The 23320-nt window shown below is 38.9% G+C and carries 20 protein-coding genes; 16 read left to right on the top strand and 4 right to left on the bottom strand.

The window, feature by feature from the left end; all coding sequences use genetic code 11:
• Window positions 1-17 precede the first annotated feature (17 nt).
• From AC3KZC_RS10890 to AC3KZC_RS10880, 3 genes are all read left to right on the top strand, one after another.
• The gene (locus tag AC3KZC_RS10890) at window positions 18-2360 is read left to right on the top strand and encodes a DNA polymerase II (protein WP_490579457.1); all 2343 of its coding nucleotides are present in this window, start codon (window positions 18-20) and stop codon (window positions 2358-2360) included.
• A 324-nt stretch (window positions 2361-2684) separates the two neighbouring features.
• Window positions 2685-5549, top strand: a complete 2865-nt coding sequence (locus tag AC3KZC_RS10885; protein WP_490579458.1) for a TonB-dependent receptor domain-containing protein — start codon at window positions 2685-2687, stop codon at window positions 5547-5549.
• Window positions 5550-5623: 74 nt separating this feature from the next.
• Window positions 5624-7249 (top strand): tetratricopeptide repeat-containing sulfotransferase family protein, encoded by a 1626-nt coding sequence (locus AC3KZC_RS10880; RefSeq protein ID WP_490579459.1) that lies wholly within the window; start codon window positions 5624-5626, stop codon window positions 7247-7249.
• Here AC3KZC_RS10880 and AC3KZC_RS10875 read toward each other — a convergent pair.
• Window positions 7236-9038, bottom strand: a complete 1803-nt coding sequence (locus AC3KZC_RS10875; RefSeq protein WP_490579460.1) for a putative 2OG-Fe(II) oxygenase — start codon at window positions 9036-9038, stop codon at window positions 7236-7238. The genes AC3KZC_RS10880 and AC3KZC_RS10875 overlap by 14 nt on opposite strands.
• A 425-nt stretch (window positions 9039-9463) precedes the next feature.
• Between AC3KZC_RS10875 and AC3KZC_RS10870 the strand changes: the two genes are divergently transcribed.
• From AC3KZC_RS10870 to AC3KZC_RS10845, 6 genes are read left to right on the top strand one after another with little or no spacing between them, the layout of a single operon-like run.
• Window positions 9464-10234: a DUF3450 domain-containing protein gene (locus tag AC3KZC_RS10870; RefSeq protein WP_490579461.1), complete on the top strand. Its 771-nt coding sequence runs from the start codon at window positions 9464-9466 to the stop codon at window positions 10232-10234.
• 5 nt (window positions 10235-10239) lie between these two features.
• The gene (locus tag AC3KZC_RS10865) at window positions 10240-11604 is read left to right on the top strand and encodes a MotA/TolQ/ExbB proton channel family protein (RefSeq protein ID WP_490579462.1); all 1365 of its coding nucleotides are present in this window, start codon (window positions 10240-10242) and stop codon (window positions 11602-11604) included.
• Complete coding sequence (locus AC3KZC_RS10860; RefSeq protein ID WP_009837191.1) at window positions 11604-12128, top strand: MotA/TolQ/ExbB proton channel family protein; 525 nt, start codon at window positions 11604-11606, stop codon at window positions 12126-12128. The genes AC3KZC_RS10865 and AC3KZC_RS10860 overlap by 1 nt, the downstream gene beginning before the upstream one ends.
• Before the next feature lie 14 nt (window positions 12129-12142).
• Window positions 12143-12544 (top strand): ExbD/TolR family protein, encoded by a 402-nt coding sequence (locus tag AC3KZC_RS10855; RefSeq protein WP_490579463.1) that lies wholly within the window; start codon window positions 12143-12145, stop codon window positions 12542-12544.
• On the top strand, window positions 12544-13164 hold the full coding sequence (locus tag AC3KZC_RS10850) for an energy transducer TonB (protein ID WP_490579464.1): 621 nt from the start codon (window positions 12544-12546) through the stop codon (window positions 13162-13164). The genes AC3KZC_RS10855 and AC3KZC_RS10850 overlap by 1 nt, the downstream gene beginning before the upstream one ends.
• An 11-nt stretch (window positions 13165-13175) precedes the next feature.
• Entirely contained in the window at window positions 13176-14447 is a 1272-nt protein-coding gene (locus AC3KZC_RS10845) for a tetratricopeptide repeat protein (RefSeq protein ID WP_490579465.1), read from the top strand.
• A 43-nt stretch (window positions 14448-14490) separates the two neighbouring features.
• On the opposite strand, the gene AC3KZC_RS10840 is transcribed toward AC3KZC_RS10845, so the two are convergent.
• A complete protein-coding gene (locus tag AC3KZC_RS10840; protein WP_490579466.1) occupies window positions 14491-14985 on the bottom strand; it encodes a diguanylate cyclase domain-containing protein in 495 nt (164 codons plus the stop codon).
• Window positions 14986-15032: 47 nt separating this feature from the next.
• Here AC3KZC_RS10840 and AC3KZC_RS10835 point away from each other — a divergent pair, with 47 nt between their 5' ends.
• Window positions 15033-16148 (top strand): hypothetical protein, encoded by a 1116-nt coding sequence (locus AC3KZC_RS10835; protein WP_490579467.1) that lies wholly within the window; start codon window positions 15033-15035, stop codon window positions 16146-16148.
• Here the strand turns inward: AC3KZC_RS10835 and AC3KZC_RS10830 are convergent.
• Window positions 16138-16482 (bottom strand): TraR/DksA family transcriptional regulator, encoded by a 345-nt coding sequence (locus AC3KZC_RS10830; protein WP_490579468.1) that lies wholly within the window; start codon window positions 16480-16482, stop codon window positions 16138-16140. The two genes, AC3KZC_RS10835 and AC3KZC_RS10830, sit on opposite strands and share 11 nt — an antisense overlap.
• 76 nt (window positions 16483-16558) lie before the next feature.
• Entirely contained in the window at window positions 16559-17512 is a 954-nt protein-coding gene (locus AC3KZC_RS10825) for a tRNA-dihydrouridine synthase (protein WP_490579469.1), read from the bottom strand.
• 261 nt (window positions 17513-17773) lie between these two features.
• On the opposite strand from AC3KZC_RS10825, the gene AC3KZC_RS10820 reads away from it, so the two are divergent.
• From AC3KZC_RS10820 to dnaX, 6 genes are all read left to right on the top strand, one after another.
• The gene (locus AC3KZC_RS10820) at window positions 17774-18304 is read left to right on the top strand and encodes an HvfA family oxazolone/thioamide-modified RiPP metallophore (protein ID WP_490579470.1); all 531 of its coding nucleotides are present in this window, start codon (window positions 17774-17776) and stop codon (window positions 18302-18304) included.
• Between the two features lie 71 nt (window positions 18305-18375).
• The gene (locus AC3KZC_RS10815) at window positions 18376-19215 is read left to right on the top strand and encodes an HvfB family MNIO-type RiPP peptide maturase (protein ID WP_490579471.1); all 840 of its coding nucleotides are present in this window, start codon (window positions 18376-18378) and stop codon (window positions 19213-19215) included.
• Complete coding sequence (locus AC3KZC_RS10810; RefSeq protein WP_490579481.1) at window positions 19215-19961, top strand: HvfC family RiPP maturation protein; 747 nt, start codon at window positions 19215-19217, stop codon at window positions 19959-19961. Before AC3KZC_RS10815 ends, AC3KZC_RS10810 begins: the two co-directional genes overlap by 1 nt.
• A gap of 84 nt (window positions 19962-20045) precedes the next feature.
• Window positions 20046-20171 (top strand): hypothetical protein, encoded by a 126-nt coding sequence (locus AC3KZC_RS10805; protein WP_009837180.1) that lies wholly within the window; start codon window positions 20046-20048, stop codon window positions 20169-20171.
• Between the two features lie 144 nt (window positions 20172-20315).
• Window positions 20316-20861, top strand: coding sequence for an adenine phosphoribosyltransferase (apt, locus tag AC3KZC_RS10800; RefSeq protein ID WP_490579472.1), 546 nt, complete (start codon window positions 20316-20318; stop codon window positions 20859-20861).
• 3 nt (window positions 20862-20864) lie between these two features.
• Window positions 20865-23276 carry a DNA polymerase III subunit gamma/tau gene (gene dnaX, locus AC3KZC_RS10795; protein ID WP_490579473.1) on the top strand — a complete coding sequence of 804 codons (2412 nt, stop codon included), beginning with the start codon at window positions 20865-20867 and terminating at the stop codon, window positions 23274-23276.
• Window positions 23277-23320 lie beyond the last annotated feature (44 nt).

Genomic DNA, 23320 nt, shown 5'->3' with positions numbered 1-23320 from the left:
TCAAATAAGGATTTTACTTGTCAGAGCTTATCACCGTTGAAGGGTTTGTACTCACCAAACAGCAACTTAAAACTAAAGATGGCTTTGCATTGTGTTACTGGCTGACATCGGATTTAGGGCCTATTCAAGTCATGGTTGAGCAACAAGAAGCGGTTTTTTTTGTGTTAAGCTCCGATTTAAATTCAATTATTGCTTTGCTTAACAGTGATAATATCGTTTTCCGTACTCAGCCGCTTGAGCTAAAAAGCTTTGATCAACAAGCCATATCGGGTTGTTACTTTTCAACACTCCATGGTTTTTACCAGGCTAAAAAGTTAATCCAGCAGGCCAGTTACAGGCTTTTTGAAGGCGATGTGCGCCATTGCGACCGTTTTTTAATGGAACGCTTTATTCGCGGTTCCGTCTTAGTGCAAGGCCACGTTACGCAAAAGCAAGGCTACTTAACTTTGCAAAATGCAAAAATGAAGCCATCAACTTATCAGCCTAGCTTTTCGGTGGTCTCACTCGATATTGAATGCAGCGGTAAAGGAATTTTGTTTTCCATTGGGCTCTATAGCGAGCAGTGCCAGGTTGTGATTATGGTCGGTGCGCCACAACATTCTGAGCAAAACATTGTTTGGGTTAATGATGAAGTGCAACTATTACAGCAGTTACAGTGTTATTTTACAGAGCAAGACCCAGATGTGATCATTGGTTGGAACGTAATTGATTTTGATATGGCGCTTTTATACCGCCGAGCTGAGCAATTAGGCGTCGCGTTACATTTAGGACGCGCGCAGCAAGTCATGCAGCTAAGCGAGCGGGCGGTTGGGAAATTGTTATTACCCGGAAGAGTGGTACTTGATGGCATTGATACCCTTAAAAATGCGACATATCACTTCACTAGTTTTAGTTTGGCAAATGTAGCGCAGCAATTACTCGATGAAAAAAAACTGATTGAAAGTGATGATCGATTAGCTGAAATTGAGCATCAGTTTAAGTACGATAAACTCGCATTGGCTCAATATAACCTCAAAGATTGCCAATTAGTTTGGGATATTTTTAAGCAAGAAAAGTTAGTTGATTTTGCTATTCTTCGCACGCAACTAACGGGGTTGGAATTAGAGCGCCAAGGAGGCTCGGTTGCAGCCTTCGTTAATTTATATTTGCCCTTAATGCATCGCAGTGGTTATGTTGCACCAAACTTAGGGGATCACCTTCATCATTTTCACAGCCCCGGCGGTTATGTGATGAGCTCGGAGCCTGGGTTATATAAAAATGTAATCGTGCTTGATTTTAAAAGCCTTTATCCTTCGATTATCCGTACATTTTTAATTGATCCAATTGGAATGGTAGAGGGGTTGTTAGCTCCCAAAGACAGTATTGCCGGATTTCATGATGCTTATTTTTCAAGAACCTCGCATCACTTACCCAATTTAATCGCAACACTTTGGCAAGCAAGGGACGTGGCCAAGCTGCAAAAAAATAAAATGCTGTCACAAGCAATCAAAATTATCATGAATAGCTTTTATGGTGTGCTTGGTTCAACAGGGTGTCGTTTTTATGATCCTCGATTATCTAGCTCCATTACCTTACGAGGACATGAGATTATGCTTGCAACTCGGGCTGAAATTGAACGTTTGGGTTATCAAGTAATCTATGGCGATACGGATTCAACTTTTGTGCTCTTGACTGATGAGTTAACAGCGCAAGAATGTAAAAAAATAGGTTTTTTGTTACAAACGAGCATTAATGAGTTTTGGCAAAAGTATTGCGAAAAAACATATCAAATCCCTAGTTTTTTAGAAATTGAGTTCGAAACTTTATATAGCCCATTTTTTATGCCGACCATTCGCGGCAGTTTAGAGGGATCTAAAAAACGTTATGTTGGCCAAGTGAATGACATCAACGGCGCTCAATTGGTGTTCAAAGGCATGGAAACAGTCCGTAGTGATTGGACTGAATTAGCGCGAGAGTTTCAGTACAATCTATTCACAATGATTTTTGCTGGTGAATCAGTTGAAAGCTATATAAAACAGGTGATTAGCGATTTGATGTCTGGCAAGTTAAATCATCTATTGTTGTATAAAAAGCGATTAAGGCAACATTTGTCAGAATATGTAAAAAATATCCCTCCTCATGCGCAAGCAGCCCAAAAAATGAGCATGAAATACCCAGATAAAACACCTAAACGAGGTCAGTGGATTGAATATGTTATCACGCTAGATGGGCCTGTTATGGCAACTCAAAAGCCGCTTAAATACAATTTACAGCACTACCTTGAAAAGCAATTAGCACCTATCGCAGATTCAATCTTACCTGTGCTTAACATGAGTTTTGGCCAGTTTTTGAGCGGTCAAGCTAATTTGTTCGAAAATTAAGAGTTTTTTTTTGTAATCTCTCGCGTACAAGTAAATTACGGAAGAGATTTGATGTTAATTTAAAATTAATTAATATAATTCATTAGGTTAAGGTTGTGCTTGGTCTGATTTGTTTTGTATATTATTTGTTTCTAGGTGTGTCTGTTTCGAAATAGGTGCTACGAAAGTGTTAATTATTTATAAACGTATGTTGACCGGACTTTCACCTTATGTTTAATATCTTCCTCGGATAATGAGCTCGACTCGAAAATCGTTATTAAGTTCCACTTAATTAACAAAAAAATTTAATCGCACCAAAAGAGTGTGGTCCAGGGAGAAATCTAAATGTTAAATAATAAACTAACCAAAGCTGTTCGCTTAGCGATTGCTTATGGTGCTGCATCAACAGCAGTGTTTGCTACTAATACTTTTGCAGCAGAAGAAGGCGCAGAAGCGGTAGAGCGTATCGAAGTTACTGGTTCACGTATCAAACGTACTGATATGGAATCTGCAAGCCCAGTACAAATTACATCTCAAGAAGAAATCGCGCTTTCTGGTTTTACTCGTATCGAAGATATGATGAACAGCTTACCTCAAATCGAAGCTTCTGAGACTGCATTCCAAGCAAATGGCGCATCAGGTACTGCAACACTAGATTTACGTGGTCTAGGTTCTAACCGTACGTTAGTGCTAATCAATGGTCGTCGTATGCAAGCGGGTGGTGTAAACAGCCAAGCGCCAGACATTAACCAAATTCCAGCCTCATTAGTTAAGCGCGTAGAAGTGTTAACTGGTGGTGGTTCTTCAACTTACGGCGCTGACGCAGTTGCGGGTGTTGTTAACTTCGTAATGAATGATGATTTCGAAGGTTTTGAAGTGAGTGTGGGTGGTTCAGCTTACCAACACAACAACGATAATAAATATATGCAAGGTCTAATGGATAAGAGAGATTTCGATTATCCAAAAGGTAACTCAGGTTTTGACGGTGCATCATTAGATTTAGACATCACACTAGGTGGCGAATTTGATGGCGGTAAAGGTCACGCTGTTGGTTATATCACCTATAAAAAACAAAATGAATTACGCCAAGAATCACGTGACTATTCATCATGTGCTTTAAATGGTGCAGGTAATGCGTGTGGTGGTTCTGGTAATGCGGTTGTACCAAACTTCTACATTGGTGGCTTAGATGCAAATGGTGGCTTTAACTGGGCTGATTACGAGTACTGGACACTTGATTCAGGCAGTGATGCATTCAAACCATCTGTAGGTAATATTTATAACTATGCACCAATCAATCACTTTATGCGCCCAGATGAGCGTTTCACATTTGGTACATTCTTAAACTACGAGATTAATGATAATTTCCGTCCATACATGGAAATGATGTTCATGCGTGACCGTACAACGGCTCAAATCGCAGAATCTGGTACGTTCTTTAATGAGCAATATGATATTGCGGTAAGCTCTCCGTTATTAAGCAATACACAACGTCAACAATTAATGGACCGTTTTGGTCTTGGTATGGATGATACGTTCTCTACTTATATCGGTAAACGTAACACTGAAGGTGGCCCGCGTGCGAGCAGCATCGAGCATAACGCATTCCGTTTAGTTTTAGGTACTGAAGGTGAGATCAACGATAATTGGACGTATGAATTCTCAATGCAATACGGTTCAACGTCATCATCTGAAGCGTATTTAAATGATTTCTTTGGCCCACGCATCAAAACAGCACTTTCTGCAAATGATGAAAGCTGTGCTGCAACTGCAGGCTGTATCCCTTACGAAGTATTTACTTATCAAGGTATCACACCAACAGCAGCAAAAGCACTTACTGGTGTAGCTGTTAAAAATGGTGTAACAGAGCAAATCGTTATCGGTGGTTATGTAACGGGCGAACTAGATTTAACTGTTCCAAGTGCAGATGCACCAATTGCGGTAGTATTAGGTTCTGAATACCGTGAAGAAAACTACGAACGTATTACTGATGAAGTATATGCACAAGGTTTATTGTTAGGCCAAGGTGGTGCTACTAAGAGCTTAACGGGTGGTTATGACTTAACTGAATTCTACGGTGAAGCAAGCATTCCATTAGTATCAGGTGCGCCAATGGTTGAGCAATTAACCATGGAACTTGGTTACCGTTATTCAGATTACAGCTCAGTAGGTGGTGTTGATACGTATAAAGTAGCATTTGATTGGACACCAATTGATGACTATAAAGTACGTGCAAGTTATAACCGTGCTGTACGTGCACCAAACGTAGCTGAGTTATTCTCTGAGCAATCTCAAGGTTTATGGGGTGGTAATGATCCATGTGCTGGCGCAACACCACAGCTTTCTCAAGCTGAATGTGCTAGAACGGGTGTTTCTGCTGCACAATACGGTAATGTATCTAAGAGCCCTGCAAACCAATACCAAGGCTTATTCGGTGGTAACCCAGACTTACAACCAGAGATTGCAGATACAATGTCATTTGGTCTTGTTGCACAACCGATTGATAACTTAAACTTCTCAATCGACTACTGGGATATCGAACTTGAAGAAGTTATCGGTAGTGTTGGCCCTGAGTTAACTGTAACTCAATGTGGTTTAACAGGTAATGCAGCATTTTGTGATAACATCTCTCGTAGCGGTAACGGAAGCTTATGGATTGGTGATGGTATTGTTAAAGCAACCTCTGTTAACTTAGCTAGCCGTCATTGGGAAGGTGTGGATGTTAGTGCAAACTACAACACAGAAATCATGGGCGGTAATTTCAATGCTAAGTTAATCGGTACATACATGTTAAGCAAAGAGTATGAGCCATTACCTGGAACTCCAACTGCTAACTATGACTGTGTTGATAACATCAGCACTGATTGTTTCGCAACGCCAGAGTGGCGTCACACAGCAACATTTAGCTATGACACAGGTTCTTTCTGGACTGCACAGCTTAAATGGCGTTATTTTGGTGCCGTAGGTTATGATGGTACTACTGATAAGCTTCTTGAAGCGGATGGTGGCATTGATTCACAAAGCTACTTTGACCTTAAAGGTTCATTCGAAGTTAATGATCATGTTGGTGTGTTAGTGGGTGTGAACAACATCTTTGATAAAGAGCCGCCATTAGTTGGTGGTACATTATCTACTAATGCTAATGCTGTATCTGGCTTCTATGATTCACTAGGCCGTTATGTACATGCGAGCGTAACATTCCGTTTCTAATCTAAACGGAATACTTAAAAAGCGAGCTTAGGCTCGCTTTTTTGTTTTTATAAATAGTTAAGAGAGAGTGCTAAGTGTTAAAACAAGCGATCGAATTAATTAAAAATAGGCAGTATCAGCAAGCTGAACTTTTACTTGAGCAAGGGCTTGTTGATTTATCAAAAAAAGATCAGGAAATTGCACTTCAATTTTTAGCTAAAATAGCATTTTCACAGCACAATGTAGCAAAAGCAGAGCATTGTTTGCAGCAGTTGATTGAAATAGAACCTAGCCAGTTTAATTACGTAAATGCATTAATCGAGCTGTATTTAAAAGAAAATAAGTTACATGAATTGTGTATTGTTTACAGTGAATACGTAAAAGTAAGTCCAAAGGATAGTAATGCTATTTTCAATGCAGGTTATTATCATAAACAGTATGGTTTATTTAAAGAGGCTTTGGCTTATTATCAACAGGCCATAAATGTTGGAGTTGAACGCTCAGAAGAAGTGTATTTAAATATGGCGGTTATTGAGTCAGACCATTTATTTAATGATAACAATGCAATTACTTATTTGCAGGATGCTTTAAAAGTTAACCCTCATTATGTTAGTGCTTTAATGAATTTAGCCAATTTATATGAACAACAGGGTAAAAAAGAATTATGTGTTGCTACGTTTAATCAAGTACTGACTATTAAACCGGATCATTATGAAGCGTTAGCAAGAATAATTGATGCCATGGAGCATGACAATGCACTAGCACCAGAGATTGTAAAAGCTCAAAACATTATCGAGAATCAAAGTCTAGAACTTTCTGTTAAATGTGATTTATCGTATTCCGTTGGAAAAGCGTTTAATGATTGTCAACAATACGATAAAGCATTTCATTATTATCAACTTGCAAATACCCTAAACAAACAGTTAGTACCGGCTTTTAATAAAACATTACATCGGCAGTATATCGACGATATAATCCACGTTTTTTCTACACTTCCTGTACGAGAGTGTGCTATTGAAACAGATTTTAAACCTGTATTTATTTGCGGGATGTTTCGTTCAGGTTCAACGTTGTTAGAACAAATACTCGCGTCACATGATGAAATAAATACTAGTGGTGAACTCGATTTCTTTCCGAGATATATCGTACAAAAATTAAAAAAATACCCTCAAGGTGTGACTGCTCTTACTGAAAGTGAACTGGTGTCGTTAGCAGAGCAATTTAAGGATGCGGTTAAAGAGTTATGCAAAAATGTAATGTATATATCAGATAAACGACCAGATAACTTTTTATTACTAGGATTAATTAAACGTGTGTTCCCACAAGCTAAAATAATATGGACACAACGAAATAAATTAGATAATTGTTTATCGGTTTATTTTCTTCGCCTTGGCATTGCAATGAATTATGCAACAGACTTGAATGATATTAATTTTTATTATTCAGAACAATTAAGACTAAAGCAGTTTTGGCAAACGCAATATAAAGACGACATAATAACGGTCGATTATGATGGCTTAATCAAAAACCCTCAGCAAGAAATTACCAAGGTTTTTAAGTTTTTGAATTTAGAGTGGGACGATAAATGCTTACGCTTTTTTGAGCAAAAAAATACGGTTAAGACCGCGAGTGTTTGGCAGGTTAGGCAGCCTTTGTATAAAAGCTCATCGGGTCGACATGCGCATTATTTACCTTATTTGTCAGCTGTTATCGAGGGCTAATATCAACCGGAGCAGTTAAGCGTATGTCAGATGACATAAAAGGTTGTGTACCATGCCACATATAACTAGGAAACAACACAACTTTACCTGCTTCTGGGCAAATAATTCGGCCTATATGCTCTTTTTCTCCAAGTGTTAATGCGGTTTCGCCAAATTTAACCCAGCCAGCTTTTGTTGGATCGTGGGAATGTATCTCTTTAGGCACTGTTATATAACTAGGGCCTGAAATCCAGCCTAAAGGGTGAACGTGATTACTATGGAAACCACCGCTGCCTAGCTTTACTGACCAACTCCCTTCAAAGGTAAATTTACCTCTATTTCTTGAAAGTAAAGGGTGGGTCGGATCTTGTGGTAAAAGCGCCAAATACTTTTGAGTCGCATTCGTTAGTAGCCTTTTGTATTGTTGGATAATGTCTATATTTTTGTTTAATAAATTCCCCAGTGTTTGAGTGCCATTACGTACACTTTGGTCTAATGGTTGATGAATGCTGGTATGCAGGTTGTTTAGGGTTTCTGAAAGCTCTTTTAAAAAATGGGCCTGAGAGTCATATCCTTCAGGATAACCTAAATCAATTGGCTGAATAAATTGGTCATAATTATTTAACCAATCGTGTTTAGGATTATCGAGTAAACGCCAGCAAATCCCTCTGTAAGCCCATAGTTCTTGATTAAAAAAATACTGTTTTTCGAGAGAGTCAAGAATAGAAAGGGCTTGTAAATATTCTGTTTTTTTTATTAAAACATTTGCGAAATCAATCTGAAATCTTAAATTATTAGGTTCTGCGTGTGCTGCTTTAGAGTAGAAATCATTTGCTTTACTGTCATCACCAAAACGGTCTGCAATAATTGCCTGTAGATGAATAAACCCTGCTTCATTAGCAATTGATTTTGGTAAGGTATTCAGTTCATCTTGCGCATTTTCATATTGGCATGCTTGAATTTGTTGGGCGATTTTTGAATAACATATTTTAGGGGAAAGCGGAGTGTTATTTAATAAATTATAACTTTGTAAAAAGAGTGTTTGTTGACCTTGCTCCCAATATAGTTTATTCAATGCCTCATGAGCGGGGATATTTTCAGGTGAATACTCTAATGCTTGTTTAAGAAATAATTCTGATTTTTTATAATCGAAAAGATCGAAATAAATACATCCAATTAAACATGAAACTTCACTATTTCTTGGTTGATTTATGGCCATTTCCTTCAAAACAGAAAGTGCTTGTTCGCGCATTTCTAATTCTCTTAAAACACACACGTAATTAATTAGACAAAAATAATCAGTAGGATCTTGTTTTAGACAGGTTTCGAATAATTCTAATGCACCCTTAAAATCCAAACAATTTTGAAATATTTTTGCTTTTATTTTTAGTAACCATAACGAGTTTGACTCAGGTATTACAATGTTATCGATCAACGCAGAAGCTTCTGCTAAATTTCGTTCTTTACTTAATAGTAAAGCAAGATTCACTTTTGCATCTACAAAGTTCTTGTCAAGTTTCAAGGCTTGAGTGTAATGAGATTTAGCGGATTTTTGCTCATTTAAGCTGGCAAGCAGATTGGCATAATTACCGTGAATTTTTGGATTGTTGGCAGATATTTTAAGTGCAGACTCAAAACAAAAAACACTTTTGTCTGGCTGATTTTTTGCCTTATTTATCAGGGCTAACAAATGAAAAACGTCAGCGTTTTCGCGCTGTTTTAAAAGCAATTCACACATTTGTTGAGCGTAGTCGAGGTCTTTATTATTAAAAGCGTTTAACGCTGCCTGAAATGAACTAGAAAAATTCATGTGAAGAAATTCCAAAAATAAGAAAACCCATTAAAAAAAACACCTGAAAAACAATGTGTTTACCATATTTACAAATATGTTACCTTAAGTGGGTTCGGATTACATAAAAAAAAATATTTTTTTATGGTTAAAATGGAGGAGGTAATAAAAATTTTCTATTAACACTTTATTATGACTAAGTCATATTTAAAGCGGTTTTATAGTTATTTGAAATGTAACAATTGTAAATATTATGTATTTAAATTTTATTTCAATAGTCCGTGCTAAATAAAAAGTGTTGAATTGAAGAAACATCGAGTTGACACAGCTAATAGCATTTAGCATTATTGGTAAGTTGACGCCTCTGTAAAAGAAGCGTTGGTTCTGGTTGAGTTTTAATCAGTTTTAAATTCTAAAAAGTAACATTACTTAATTGGTTGGGAACTATGTCTGTTAAAATCAGAAAGAGTCTTGTAGCAACAGCGTTGGTTGGCGCATTTGCATTTGCAAGCAATGGTGTGATGGCAGATCCATTGAATGAACTTCACAAAGCGGAAGATGTAATTCATAAGGCTGCTGTAAAGTCGCAAGCAAAAGTGGATAACACTTTTGATCAAACTCAAGAATTAATTTCTGAATTCCGTTCAGTTGTTGATGAAAGAGAAATTCTTAAAGTCTATAACGATCACGTTGCAAATTTGGTTGCTGACCAAAATGCAGGTATTGAGTCGTTTAATCGTCAAATCGCGACGATCGATAAAACAAAACAAAACGTTGTGCCTTTGATGTATCGCATGATCGATACGCTTGAGCAATTCATCAAAGCGGACGTTCCTTTTGAAACTGAAAAGCGTCTTGCTCGTGTAGCACGTTTACGTGAAACAATGATTAATTCGTCAGTAACGACTTCTGAAAAGTACCGTCAAGTACTCGAAGCATACTTAATTGAGAAAGATTACAGCTCAATCGTTGCTTCAGGCCAAGGTTCTTTAAAGTTAGATGGTCGTGAAATTACAGTAGATTTCGGTCGTGTAGGTCGCGTTGCTTATGTTGCTCAGTCTTTAGATATGAAACATGCTTGGGTATGGAATAATACGACTAAATCATGGGATGCATTAGGTGAAGAATACCTTAAGCCTGTGAAAGAATTAATCCGTATGTCACGCAAACAAGCGTCATTCGATCTTGTTAAACTTCCAATCTTTGGCGCGGAGTAATCCTAATGAAGAAACTTTTTAAAGGTTTTGCTGTTGCGGCAGTGCTATCTGTTTCTGCAGGTGTTGCGTTAAACGCTCATGCGAACACTGTTGCTTTAGACCAAATCCTAGAGCAAGTTAAGAAAGACCGTATTTCTGAAGGCAAAATTAATCAGCAACGTGAGCAAGAGTTTTTATCTGCTCGTTCTGATAAACAAGCTTTATTAAATAATGCTAAACGTGATCTTGCTGCTGAAAAAGCACGTGGTGATCAGCTTAAAAAGCAATATGCTCAAAATGAATTAACATTAGCTTCTAAAGAGCAAGAACTTGAAACAGCTAAAGGCACTTTAGGTGAGATGTTCGGTGTTGTTCGCCGCGCTGCAGCAGAGACTATTGGTTCAATCGAAGCGTCTGTAGTAAGTGCTCAATTCCCAAATCGTGAAGAAGTATTACGTTCATTAGCTGCTGCTAAAGAACTTCCTACTACTCGTGAACTTGAAGAGTTATGGATTGGTTTACAAACTGAAATGACTGAATCAGCAAAAGTAGCTACTTTTGATGTTGAAGTTGCTCAGTTAGACGGCGCTACAAGCGTTAAGTCAGTAACACGTATCGGTACTTTTAACTTGGTAAGTGAAGACGGTTATTTAATCTATCACCCAGAAACTAAGCAAGTACAGCCTTTAGGTCGTCAACCAGATGCTTTCATTACAGACAGTGCAAATACTTTACGTAAAGCTGCACCAGGAAGCTATGTAGGTTTCTACCTAGATCCAACTCGCGGTTCAATCTTGCGTCTAAATACGCAAAAAGCGACACCAGAAGATCGTTTCCACCAAGGTGGTGAAGTAGGTTACATCATTGCTGTATTACTTGTAATTGGTTTTATTATCGCTTTAGTGCGTTTAATCGACCTTTCACTAGTTTCAGGCAAAATGAAAGCTCAGCTTAAAAATCCTGGTGCTGCGAATACAAATAACCCATTAGGTCGTATTCTTAAAGTTTACCATGACAACAAAAACCAAGATGTTGAAAATCTAGAGCTTAAACTAGACGAAGCGATTTTACGTGAAACACCACGTATTGAAGCGGGCATCAATATCATCAAGATCTTCGCAGCAATCGCTCCGTTATTAGGTCTATTAGGTACAGTTGTTGGTATGATCGATACGTTCCAACAAATCACATTATTTGGTACAGGTGATCCGAAGATCATGGCTGGTTCAATCTCTATGGCGCTTGTAACAACAGCTCTAGGTTTGATCGCTGCATTACCATTAATTTTATTACATGCTGTTGTTCATGGTCGTAGCAAGTCAATTGTTCACGTACTTGAAGAACAAAGTGCTGGTATTATCGCCGCTCACGCGGAGAAGGAGAAAGCCTAATGCTATTCCTGATAGAGCTTTGGGAATCTGTCAGGGATTTTGTGGCAACAGGCGGCCAAGTTCTTTATGTGGTCGCAATAGCACTCTTTCTTATGTGGGTATTAATGATTGAGCGTTATTGGTTCTTAACTGCAGAGTTTCCTCGTATGAGAAACAGTATTGTTGCTAGTTGGGACGCCCGCCAGGATACAACATCCTGGTATGCACACAGAATCCGTGATGCATGGATTTCTGACGCGGCTGAAAAATTAAATCAGCGTATGTTGTTGATAAAAACCTTAGTTGCTATCTGCCCATTAATTGGCTTGCTAGGAACTGTAACTGGTATGATCGCTGTTTTCGAAACAATGGCAAATCAAGGTACAGGTAATGCACGTTTAATGGCAGCTGGTATTTCAATGGCTACTATCCCAACAATGGCTGGAATGGTTGCGGCACTGTCTGGTGTTTTCTTTAGTACACGCCTTGAAGCTAAGGCAAAAGTGGCTAAAGCAAAATTAGTAGATAGTCTGCCTCATCACTAAAGAGAGAGTTTAATATGGCACGTAAACAACGTTTCCGTGAAGACGAAGACGCAGCAGTAGATATGACACCGATGCTTGACATCGTATTTATCATGCTGATTTTCTTCATCGTTACGACTTCATTCGTTAAAGAAGCGGGTATTGAAGTCAACAAACCTAAAGCAGCTCAGGCTAGCAAGCAAAAAAATGCAAACATCTTTATTGCAGTTCGTGACAATGGTGAAGTTTGGATTGATAAGCAGCAAGTCGACGTTGAACGTGTTGCTGCTAAGATTGAAAGTTTACTTGCAGAACAACCTACTGACGTTGTAATTATCCAAGCGGATAAAGAAGCGAAACATGGTGTTGTTGTAAAAGTTATGGATGCAATCAAAGCAACGGGTGACTTAAGAATATCAATAGCTGGAGACCAGTGATGATTCGTTTTCTGTTTTCACTTTTAGCAGGTGGGGCAGTTACTTTCGGCTTGTTCTTTTTTATGGCATATCTTATCTCCGGAGGAGCCGATCGTGCCCAAAATGATCAAGAGCAAATCATAGTCGAAATTATGACGAATCCACCTGAATCCAAGGTGCAGGAGCGTAAGCGTGTTCCGCCTCCGCCGCCTCCACCGCCGAAGCAGCCGCCTAAACCGCAGCCGCCTCAGCCGGAAAATAGCAACCCTTCAGCGGGTGGTTTAACATTTAATATGCCTACCATTAATACTGGTGGTATGAGTGGTGGTTTAACAGGCCCTGGTGCTTTTGGTCGTGACGGTGATGCAACACCTATCGTACGTATCGAACCTAAGTACCCGCCGCAAGCTGCTCGAGATGGTAAAGAAGGTTGGGTGCAGCTTTCATTCTCAATTGATGAACTTGGTGGGGTTGTTGATATCGAAGTTATCGATGCAGAACCAAAACGCCTTTTCGATCGTGAAGCAAAACGTGCACTTTCGAAATGGAAATACAAGTCAAAAATTGTTGATGGTAAGCCGATTAAGCAAACTGGTCTTCAAGTTCAACTTGATTTTAAACTGAACCAAGAAGGTAATTAAGGAGGAATGGAATGAAACACTTATCTAAAGTAACAGCTCTTGCACTTCTTATGTCACTTGGTGCTGGTTTCACTGCTCCAGCAGTGGTAGCTAAGCCTGATTATGCTGAAATTGAAAAGCGTAAAAAAGCTAAAACTCAAATCATGGGTGAGCGAGTTGGTAAGAAAGTATCTCAAGCGTTTGAGTTATTTCAAGCTGAGCCACAGGATATTCCTGGTGCTCTAGCAATTCTTAATGAAATAAAAACCTCAGACAGTTTTGATGGTGCGATGGTTGATTATTATTTAGCACAGATGAACGTGCAAATTGATAAACATGATTTAGCCATTAAGCACATCAAAAAAGCGGTAGATGCTGACGCACTAAACTTTAAAGATCATGCGCTTGCAATGCGATTATTAGGTGATTTATATGCCGGTAATAAAAAGTACAAAGAAGCTAAGGCAATATACCTTGCTTGGATGGACTTTACCGGCGAAGAAGATGCTAATGTTTACCTTCGTATTGCTCAGTCTTCATATGAGCTCAAAGAGTTTAAACAAGTTATCGCTCCCGCAGATCGCGCAATTGAACTACTGAAAGATAAAACACCTAATAAAGGTGCTTTTGATCTGAAAATCGGTGCTTACATCGAGTTGAAAGATTTTAAAAGCGCGGTGAAAGTATCTGAAGAAGTGCTAAAAACGTGGCCTGATCATCCGAAATCTTGGACTAATTTAGGTCGATTCTATATGCAGGTTGAGGACTTTGCTAAAGGTCTTTCTGTGATGGATATCGCCTATAAAAATGGTTACTTAGAAACTGATACAGATTATCGTGTTTTGTCTAACTTATATTCTTTAAATGATATTCCTTATAAAGCGGCAATAACGCTTGAGAAGGCATTAAAAGAAGAGAAAGTTAAAGCAAATAAAACGAATCTTCAGGCTCTAGGTAGCTATTTCCATCAGTCTAAAGAAATCGCTAAAGCGGTTAAGTATTATCAAGAAGCTGCGGCTATTGATAATGATGCAGAGTTGTACCGTAAAGCAGGTGCTTTGTTACTTCAGGCTGAGAAGTTTCCTCAGGCTATTGTAGCGTTAAATAAAGCACTTGAATTAGGGTCAACAAAAGAAGGCAATATTTATACTGATTTAGCGGAAGCATATTTCTATCAGGAAAAATATAAGCAAGCTCACACTGCTATCTTAAAAGCGATGGAAGATCCTGCAACAGCTAAGTTCGCTAAAGGCTGGGCTGGTTTTATTAAAGATAAAGCCGCTCGCAAAGGCGTTAAAATTTAGATGTTGTTTTAAAAAGCCCCGAAAGGGGCTTTTTTGTATCTGCTTAATGATGACTGATTGTTTTAATCTTATAACAATTAATCCCTTCACTTTCTGCTGCTTTTAATGTTATTGCAGTTTGTTCAAAAATAGTCTCTACATTAAACGAGTTATCTGGAGCTAAATTAACAGCCCCATAGTTCATGTTAAGGCCTGTAAAGTTTGTTTTAAGTGCAGATTTTATTCGATTAATAATGATGTCTGTGCCTGCATTATCTAAACCAAATAAGCCAAGAGCAAAAAAAGAGTTATCGAATCGGCAAACTATATCTGTGCTACGTAGGGTTTGTTTACGAACAATATCGGCGAGTTTTATAAACAGTTTGTGTTGTTGTTCATCTTGAAGATTTATATGCGGATTCAAAAACATGATGGTCAAAGAATCTTGATCTCTAATTAAGCGGTGCCATTCACGGACAAATACTTCCATAAAGTAAGCTTGATTGTATAATCCTGTTTCTGGATCTCTAAAAGATGCATTTTGAAAAGAAAAAATCATAATTTGTGACCCCTAAAAATACGACTCATCTATAAGGTTAGATTAACTTGCAGAAATTTACTTATGTATTATTTATTTTATTACTTTTAAGTTTGGGTGGCTGTAGCGATGGTTCAGCTCCAGAAATGTCAGAAAAGCAATTAATAGCACAGCTTAAGCATAATAATGCTTTGCTGTTAGATAATGAAATTGAAGGGGTTACGTTTAATTATCCATTTTCGCAACCCTATTTAAAAACAAGACACGATACCTATCAATTACTTAAAAATAGCGATACGAATAATTATCCTACAGAAATGTTGGATTATTTGATTATCGAAGAGCGATTTGCTGAGCGATTTTTTATGTGGCCTCCTACAGCCTCGATTGTTTTAAATTGGTTGAATTTAAACGAGAAAAAAAATAATAAAGAGCACCTAGATATTAAGGGGTTAGATAGTTGGATCAACACTGTCTTTACAACGCTAAAGGGGCGTTATTCTGAACAATTAGTCTTGGATAAAATTAATTTACATTATTTAACTTCGCAAGTGTCACAATCTATCACAGCTCTTAATCAGGCATTTATAAAGCCATCTGTGAATGAAGCGGCATTGATTGCATCACTCGAACGTTTAAATGAATATCTAGGCGACTATCGTGCTCGAAATTCATTGGCGTTATCTCAACAACCAAATGGCGCAAGTTGGTATCAAGCAAAACTAAATTATTACGGAACAGCTGTAAACTCTCCCGCACAATGGCTCAATGAAACTAATGATGTAATAACAAAACTAGGAATTAGCGAATTGAATAAAGAAGATTTAGATATCTCTTTATTGAATGATAGACAACTATCTAATAATTGGTTTTTAGGGCTCTATCCGGTAACGACTATTTTAGATGGGTTAGATTGGCGTCATTCTTATATTGATGTGGTATCTTCACTCGCTTCAATCAACGGCCAGCAAGTTACCAATGATATGCGTTTTATCGCTGCTTTATTAGCGCAAATCGACTTAGGTATTCACTATCAAGCGTGGACACAACAACATGCGCGTAATGTGCTCAAGACGCATCTTAATTTGTCAGACTCACAAGCGGATAGAATAATAGACTATAGCGTGCTTTATCCCGCTGTATTATTGAGCCCTTTTGCTCAACTAAATAAATTTAACCCTTAGCACAGGTTGAGCAACGCTGCTCGGTTGGGTCATTTTCTAACCGAGCCATTTCAATTAATTCTTCACAATCAGCGCAATACCCATATTGTCCAATATCAAATTGGCAAAGAGCCGCTTCTACACGGTTTAATTTAGCGATCAGCTGATTAAATTGAGGTGATACTTGGTGTTCCAATAACTCAACCCAATTCGAGTTGGGGTTATGGATGAGCTGTTGTGCTAGCTGTTGTTCAAAAGTATCTGTTGAATTACTAAGTTGGTGAACTAACAAACCTTGTAGTTCAGTGAGTTCTTGGTCCAATCGGTTTTTAAATGCGTTAAATCTGTCAGCCACTGGCAACATCTCCTGTATTTTATCTGAAGATTATAGGTTGCACTTTGGCTGAACCGATATGATTTGAATCAACAGATCATAAGTTAGCGTGTTTAATCACAATATCTAATGCTTGCTGATTGTCATGAATAGGCTTTATTTCCTCGAATAGTTTGTGTGCATCTTGGTATTTTAGCTTGAGATAGGCCAACCATTGTTTTGTTCTCGAAGCAAAATAGTGTGTGTTCTGATCACCGCAACTATGCATGCCGGATGCTAATATATGTTGGAGCAATGTATTCCATTGTAAAGGTTGATAATCGAGCCCTAAGTTATGAGCTTTAATTTGTTTTGCTAAATCTGGTTGCGCTAAAGCTCCTCTGCCTAACATGATATCGTCGCAACCGCTTCGGATTTTGCATAATTGGTAATCATCAACAGACCAAACCTCACCATTGGCTACCACTTTTAGTTGTGAGTTTTCTTTTAGGGGTTTTATTTTTTCCCAGTAGGCGGGTGGTCGATAGCCATCTTTTTTTGTCCGTGCATGGATTGCAATGCTTGAAGCGTTTGCACTGGCCACAGCATCAAAAATCTCTTGGCTTAAACTATCGTCATCAAAGCCTAAGCGTACTTTAGCGGTAACTTCATGTTGAGCAGGAACTGCATCACGAACAGCTTTAACAATGCGATAAATGACCTCAGGCTCTTTGAGAAGAACTGCACCGCCTTTATTTTTCATAACGGCTTTGGCTGGGCAGCCAAAATTTAAATCAACACCATGAGAGCCAAGTTCGACGGCTCTTACCGCATTTTCACTTAGCCAATCTGGCTCTTGCCCCAACAATTGAATCCGAACCGGTGTGCCTGAACGGGTTAAGCCAGCTTGCTTGAGCTCAGGGCAATAGCGAGTAAAAACACGAGGAGGCAAAAGTTGATCGACAACACGGATAAACTCGGTGACACATAAGTCAAAGCCACCCAAGTCAGTTAATAATTGGCGCATTTGAAAATCAACAACCCCTTCCATCGGAGCAAGTATTAGTTTCATTAGTTAGGTTTAGTCGAATAAATTTGGCGCATTATACTCAAGCCATTAACGGATGGCACTACTGAAGGCAATGTCAGGGTGTTATTGGTCATTAAATAATTCAGTGATTTTTAGAATTAAATTGAAAAAATTAATATTTACTAACATAGTGTTAGTTATAAAAAATATTAAATTTTCATTTTAAGTGAAATTTTAATATTGAGATTCAGGTCTTATTATTAAGTTTGATTTACTACGTATTCATTTATAAGAGAGAACCCTATGAAAAATTTAAAAAAGAACTCAGTGGCTTTAACTATTGGAGCTGTAGCAATCGGTGCCTCAGCATTGAGCACACTCAGTGTTAATGCTAACCCATTTGAAATGAATGCAATGGTAAGTGGTTACCAACTTGATGCCGCTGAAGGTAAATGCGGTGAAGGAAAATGTGGCGAGAATAAAAAAGCCGAAAAAGAAGGCAAATGTGGTGAGGGCAAGTGCGGCGAAGAGAAAAAAGCTCACAAAGAAGGTAAATGTGGTGAAGGTAAGTGTGGCGAAGAGAAAAAATTAGCCAAAGAAGGCGAAGGTAAATCAGCCGAAGCTAAAAAGGCCCATAAAGAAGGTAAGTGTGGTGAGGGCAAATGCGGCGAAGATAAAAAAGCGGCTAAAGAAGGTAAGTGTGGCGAAGGCAAGTGCGGTGGTGACAAAAAAGCTGCAAAAGAAGGTAAATGCGGAGAAGGTAAATCGGCCGATGCTAAAAAGGCGCATAAAGAAGGTAAATGTGGCGAAGGAAAGTGCGGCGGAATGAACTAAGCGCTTGCATTGGTTAAGAAATTGGTCAGCTTAGCTGGCCAATTGTTTTTATGAGGTTTAGAAGGTGAACAGTGTTAAAAGATGATAACTTTGGACAGGCAGGCCTCGGGCTTAGGCGAGAAATGCTGCAGGATATGTTGGATCTTCGTGAGAATCGCCCTGATTTTTTAGAAGTTGCCCCCGAAAATTGGCTGGTACTTGGAGGTAAATTTGGTAAGCAATTTAAAGCAATCACCCAAGAATATAATTTTGTTTGCCATGGTTTATCACTTTCATTAGGGTCGCCTGATCCCATCGATGTTGACTTTATTTACCAGTTAAAAGATTTTTTTAAAGCGCATTCTATTAAGTTGTATAGCGAACATTTGAGTTATTGCTCTGGTAATGGCCACATGTACGATTTAATGCCTATCCCTTTTACTTTGCAATCAGCCGATTATGTTGCTGGTCGCATTCGTCAAGTACAAGATATATTAGAGCAAAAAATAGCGATCGAAAATGTATCTTATTATGCAGCACCTGGACAAGCTCTGAGCGAAATTGAATTCACTAATCGCGTGTTAGAAAAAGCGGATTGCTTGTTATTGCTCGATGTGAATAACATTTATGTCAACTCGGTTAATCATGGTTATAACGCTGAAGAATTTTTAAAAGCGTTACCAACAAATCGGATCGCTTACGGGCATATCGCAGGCCATTACAATGAAGCTGCAGATTTGATTATTGATACGCATGGTGATGATGTGATTGAACCTGTGTGGCAGTTATTAGAAAAAGCTTATCAATTTCATGGCGTATTTCCTACGTTATTAGAGCGCGATTTTAATTTACCTCCTTGTGAAGAATTACTGCAAGAGGTCGCACGTATACGGCTTATCCAAGCAAAATATTTGCAACAAGGACGTGCATGATGACGGATTTTAAACTCATCCAGCAGCAATTTATGGCGCATATTCGAGATCCTGATCAGCAACCTGCGCCAGAGGGAATAGAAGATAGGCGACTTAATATTTATCGCGAATTGTTTTTTAATAACGTTGAAGGATTTTTAGCGTCGGGCTTTCCTGTATTAAAATCACTTTATAGCGCACCGCAATGGCAACGATTGGTTCGAGCCTTTTTCTCTACTCACCGCTGTGAGTCGCCTTATTTTTTGCATATTGCACAAGAATTTTTAGATTTTTTAAGCCAAGAATACCAAATTCAATCTTCTGATCCGGTTTTTTTAATAGAATTAGCCCATTATGAATGGGTTGAGCTAGCGTTATCGATAGAAGAGGCTGATGAGCGCGAACAGCCATTGCTTCAAGAACAAATAAGTGAAAAACCTTTATATTTAAGCCATTTAGCGTGGAATTTAAGTTATCAGTATCCAGTGCAATTTATTAGCGCGCAAAACAATGTTCCTGAGCCCGTAGCGCAAGGCAACTATATTGTAGTGTATCGAGATGGTGATGATGAAATCCAATTTTTATCCATTAACGTAATGACAGCATTACTCTTGCAACAATTACAGCAACAACCAGGTATTGGTTTTTTCGACTTATGTGATCAAATTGCACTACACGCTACACAATTGTCAAAAGAGCTTATTAAAAGTGGTGCAGAGCAGATACTCGCGCAATTGCTAGACTGTAACATTGTTGTTACTCGCTAGATAATTACTATTGTGACTTTATAAACCTTTAAGCTTGCACTATCATTGCGCCGTCGTTGTCGTGTTTAATTTAGAGGTAGAAAAATGGCCCACAAAGGTGAATTTAAAGATCCGTTTAACATCAAATACTTTTTAGCATTTTTAGTGGTATTTGCGGGAGTTGGTTGTTTAAATGCAATTTTAGGTTGGTTTAAAGTATTATCAGTATAATTAATATTCATTTTAATTAAATGATGCATAAATACTTTAAAATAGGCTGCTCAGCAGCCTTTTTTTATGGCGATAAGAAAGCTAGGCGTTCGTTTTTGAGTGAAAACTTGTATAATTGCCCTTTATGAAAGAGTGAGAGAAACTATGACACAGTCAACCCTTGACTATATTAAGGCCAGTATTGCAACCGTGCCTAATTACCCTAAAGCCGGCATTATGTTTCGCGATGTAACGAGCCTAATTGCAGATCCTGTTGCATTCAAAGCTGTTATTGACGCGTTTGTTACAGCTTATCAGGCGCAAGGTTTTGATAAAATCATTGGCACAGAATCTCGCGGTTTTATCTTTGGAGCGCCCCTTGCTGTCGCTTTGGGTATTCCATTTATTCCTGTACGCAAACCCGGTAAATTGCCACGAGCAGTGATTAGCCAGGCCTATCAGCTAGAATATGGCGAAGATGTGCTTGAAATCCATACAGATGCGATTTCACAAGGCGATAAAGTACTATTAGTTGATGACTTATTAGCGACGGGTGGTACGATAGAAGCCACAATTAAATTGGTTGAACGCTTAGGTGGTCATGCATCTGATGCAGCGTTCGTTGTGTCATTACCTGAGTTAGGTGGTGAGCAGCGCCTAGAGAAATTAGGCATCAATATTTTAAAATTAGTCGAGTTTGAAGGCGAATAAGCCATGAGCTATCAGGTCCTTGCACGAAAATGGCGGCCACAAAATTTTCATCAATTAGTGGGTCAAGAGCATGTTAAACAAGCATTAGTGAACGCACTAACACAGCAACGCTTACATCATGCTTATTTATTTACTGGCACACGTGGTGTGGGTAAAACCACTATCGCAAGGATCTTTGCTAAAAGCTTAAATTGTGAACTTGGCATAACCGCAACACCCTGTGGTCAATGCAGCGCATGTTTGGATATAGAAGCCGGACGCTACATTGATTTACTCGAAGTAGATGCCGCTTCACGTACTAAAGTCGAAGATACTCGAGAAATTCTCGATAATGTACAATATGCGCCAACCCGTGGTCGCTATAAAGTGTATTTAATCGATGAAGTACATATGCTGTCTAAGCACAGTTTTAATGCGTTATTAAAAACACTCGAAGAGCCGCCAGAGCATGTTAAGTTTTTACTGGCGACAACTGACCCACAAAAGTTACCAATCACTATTTTATCGCGTTGTTTGCAGTTTAATTTAAGCGCCTTAAGCCGTGAGCAAATCGCACAGCAGCTCAACTTTGTTTTAACACAAGAGCAGATTAGCTTTGAAGCGCCAAGCTTAGCACTTTTAGCTAAAGCTGCAGATGGCAGTATGCGTGATGCATTGAGCTTAACTGATCAAGCGATTGCCCAAACAAACGGTCAAGTGAATGAATTCCAAGTAAAAAGCATGCTTGGTTTAATGGATTCTTCATGGGCAAAGCGTTTATTAGTGAGCATTGTTGATAAAAATGGCTCTGAATTATTGCAGTTAGTTGTAGATTTAGTGAGACAAAATGCCAATGCAAAATCGGTACTGGATGATTTACTAAGTTTAACGCACTTATTACTACTTACTCAGCTCGTCCCAAGTGCCACAGCACTTAATGAAGACGATGCAGAGTTTATTGAGGCAATGAGCCAAACCTTATCGCCTGAGCAAGTGCAAATTTATTACCAATTATTATTGGGCGGTAAAAAAGACTTACAGTGGGCACCTGATGAAAAGCTTGGCTTAGAAATGGTGTTGTTAAGATTATTGGCTTTTGAACCGAGTGTAAGCTCAGTTGTCGCAAATACCGCGATGCCGAGTGCTCCGTCATCATCAAATAAAGCGATGAGTAATATTCGCCAACTTCTGTCGAATCAAACTTCGGGTAATCAATCTCAGCCAATCGCTGAACCAGCCCGAAATAATGGCCCAGAAATAGGTGCTGCGACTGAGCATATCAAAACAATTGCGCCAGTTATAACCACCGAGCAACAACCTGAGTTAGCCGCTGGGCAGGTCATCAATAACGAGCCTTCGATAGCCGGAACGGTTCTCGCAACAGCGCCAGTGCAGGTTACTGATCCCAATAGTCAATCACTGGGAGAAGAATCCCAAGATGAGTGGCAACATCAGTACGATGAAATTTTAACTCAAGCGCAAGAGTATCGAGACTATTCAGATTTAGCCCATAAAGCGAATGAGGCTACTTTACCTGATGTTGCGATAACACCATTGCCTAATTTTCAGCAAAATGCCGAGACTATTGAGACTGAGCAACTAACGCCCGAGATTGAGCCGTCTTCGAGTGAATTACTAGAACAACAGCTATCAGGTGCACAGTCGGCTATTGCTGCTATTTTACGTAACCGAAAAATATCCAGTAGCGGATTAGTAAAACCTGCGGCAAATGCATCACCAGCAATCACTACAGCACAGGTTGATACGCAAAAAAAGACTGAGCCTCAGCAAAGAGGCAGTGTAATACCGCAGTCGTATGAACAGACTTATGAGCATACTCATTACGGACAAAAGTCATCTGAAGCGCCCACTTTAACGTCAGTTGTTGATCAAAAGCCGCAGTCGCCTCGCTCACGCCATGTGATGGATCCAGCGAATTTAGCGCCAGAGCTCTTGGTTCAAATTAGTGAACAACCAAAAGTTCAAGAAGCTCCCGTAGAGCAAATTATTGAAATACCAGAAGGGTTTATTAGTCCCTTGAGCGATATTCGTTACGCACATCAACAAGATGGGTGGGCTCAATTAATCGAGCAAATGCAATTAGGTGGTCGAATTCGTCAATTTGCTTTGCATGGGTTGTTTAAGCAACACAATCAAACCGTTACGCTACAGGTTGATGTCCAGCAACAGCATTTAGATAGCCAAGCGATGCGTGAAAAAATAACTGAATCACTAAGTTTAGCTTTGGGTGGGAACATTCAGCTGGAGATTGAATTTGTTGATTCTATCAGTGGCACTCCTTATCAGATCCAGCAGCAGTTAGATGAAAACCGCTGGTATCACGCTAAAGAAGTGATCACAAATGATGCAGTAACACAGCAATTTATTCAGCGTTTTGCTGCAGTAATAGATGAAAATAGTATCCGGGCATTGTAATTGACTTAATAAGTCATTATCTTTTGCCGTGATTAAACATATAA

The organism is Pseudoalteromonas sp. J2K-J031, assembly GCF_058197095.2.
Note: the sequence above shows the minus strand (reverse complement) of the source record. Positions and strands in the feature narration are given on the sequence as shown.

Bases quoted from the DNA above. Each gene is read 5' to 3' on its own strand.
- AC3KZC_RS10870 (WP_490579461.1), top strand. From the start codon at position 9,464: ATGTCTGTTAAAATCAGAAAGAGTCTTGTAGCAACAGCGTTGGTTGGC.
- AC3KZC_RS10885 (WP_490579458.1), top strand. From the start codon at position 2,685: ATGTTAAATAATAAACTAACCAAAGCTGTTCGCTTAGCGATTGCTTAT.
- AC3KZC_RS10875 (WP_490579460.1), bottom strand. From the start codon at position 9,038: ATGAATTTTTCTAGTTCATTTCAGGCAGCGTTAAACGCTTTTAATAAT.
- AC3KZC_RS10840 (WP_490579466.1), bottom strand. From the start codon at position 14,985: ATGATTTTTTCTTTTCAAAATGCATCTTTTAGAGATCCAGAAACAGGA.
- AC3KZC_RS10855 (WP_490579463.1), top strand. From the start codon at position 12,143: ATGGCACGTAAACAACGTTTCCGTGAAGACGAAGACGCAGCAGTAGAT.
- AC3KZC_RS10810 (WP_490579481.1), top strand. From the start codon at position 19,215: ATGACGGATTTTAAACTCATCCAGCAGCAATTTATGGCGCATATTCGA.
- apt (WP_490579472.1), top strand. From the start codon at position 20,316: ATGACACAGTCAACCCTTGACTATATTAAGGCCAGTATTGCAACCGTG.
- AC3KZC_RS10805 (WP_009837180.1), top strand. From the start codon at position 20,046: ATGGCCCACAAAGGTGAATTTAAAGATCCGTTTAACATCAAATACTTT.
- AC3KZC_RS10865 (WP_490579462.1), top strand. From the start codon at position 10,240: ATGAAGAAACTTTTTAAAGGTTTTGCTGTTGCGGCAGTGCTATCTGTT.
- AC3KZC_RS10845 (WP_490579465.1), top strand. From the start codon at position 13,176: ATGAAACACTTATCTAAAGTAACAGCTCTTGCACTTCTTATGTCACTT.
- AC3KZC_RS10820 (WP_490579470.1), top strand. From the start codon at position 17,774: ATGAAAAATTTAAAAAAGAACTCAGTGGCTTTAACTATTGGAGCTGTA.
- AC3KZC_RS10860 (WP_009837191.1), top strand. From the start codon at position 11,604: ATGCTATTCCTGATAGAGCTTTGGGAATCTGTCAGGGATTTTGTGGCA.
- dnaX (WP_490579473.1), top strand. From the start codon at position 20,865: ATGAGCTATCAGGTCCTTGCACGAAAATGGCGGCCACAAAATTTTCAT.
- AC3KZC_RS10825 (WP_490579469.1), bottom strand. From the start codon at position 17,512: ATGAAACTAATACTTGCTCCGATGGAAGGGGTTGTTGATTTTCAAATG.
- AC3KZC_RS10850 (WP_490579464.1), top strand. From the start codon at position 12,544: ATGATTCGTTTTCTGTTTTCACTTTTAGCAGGTGGGGCAGTTACTTTC.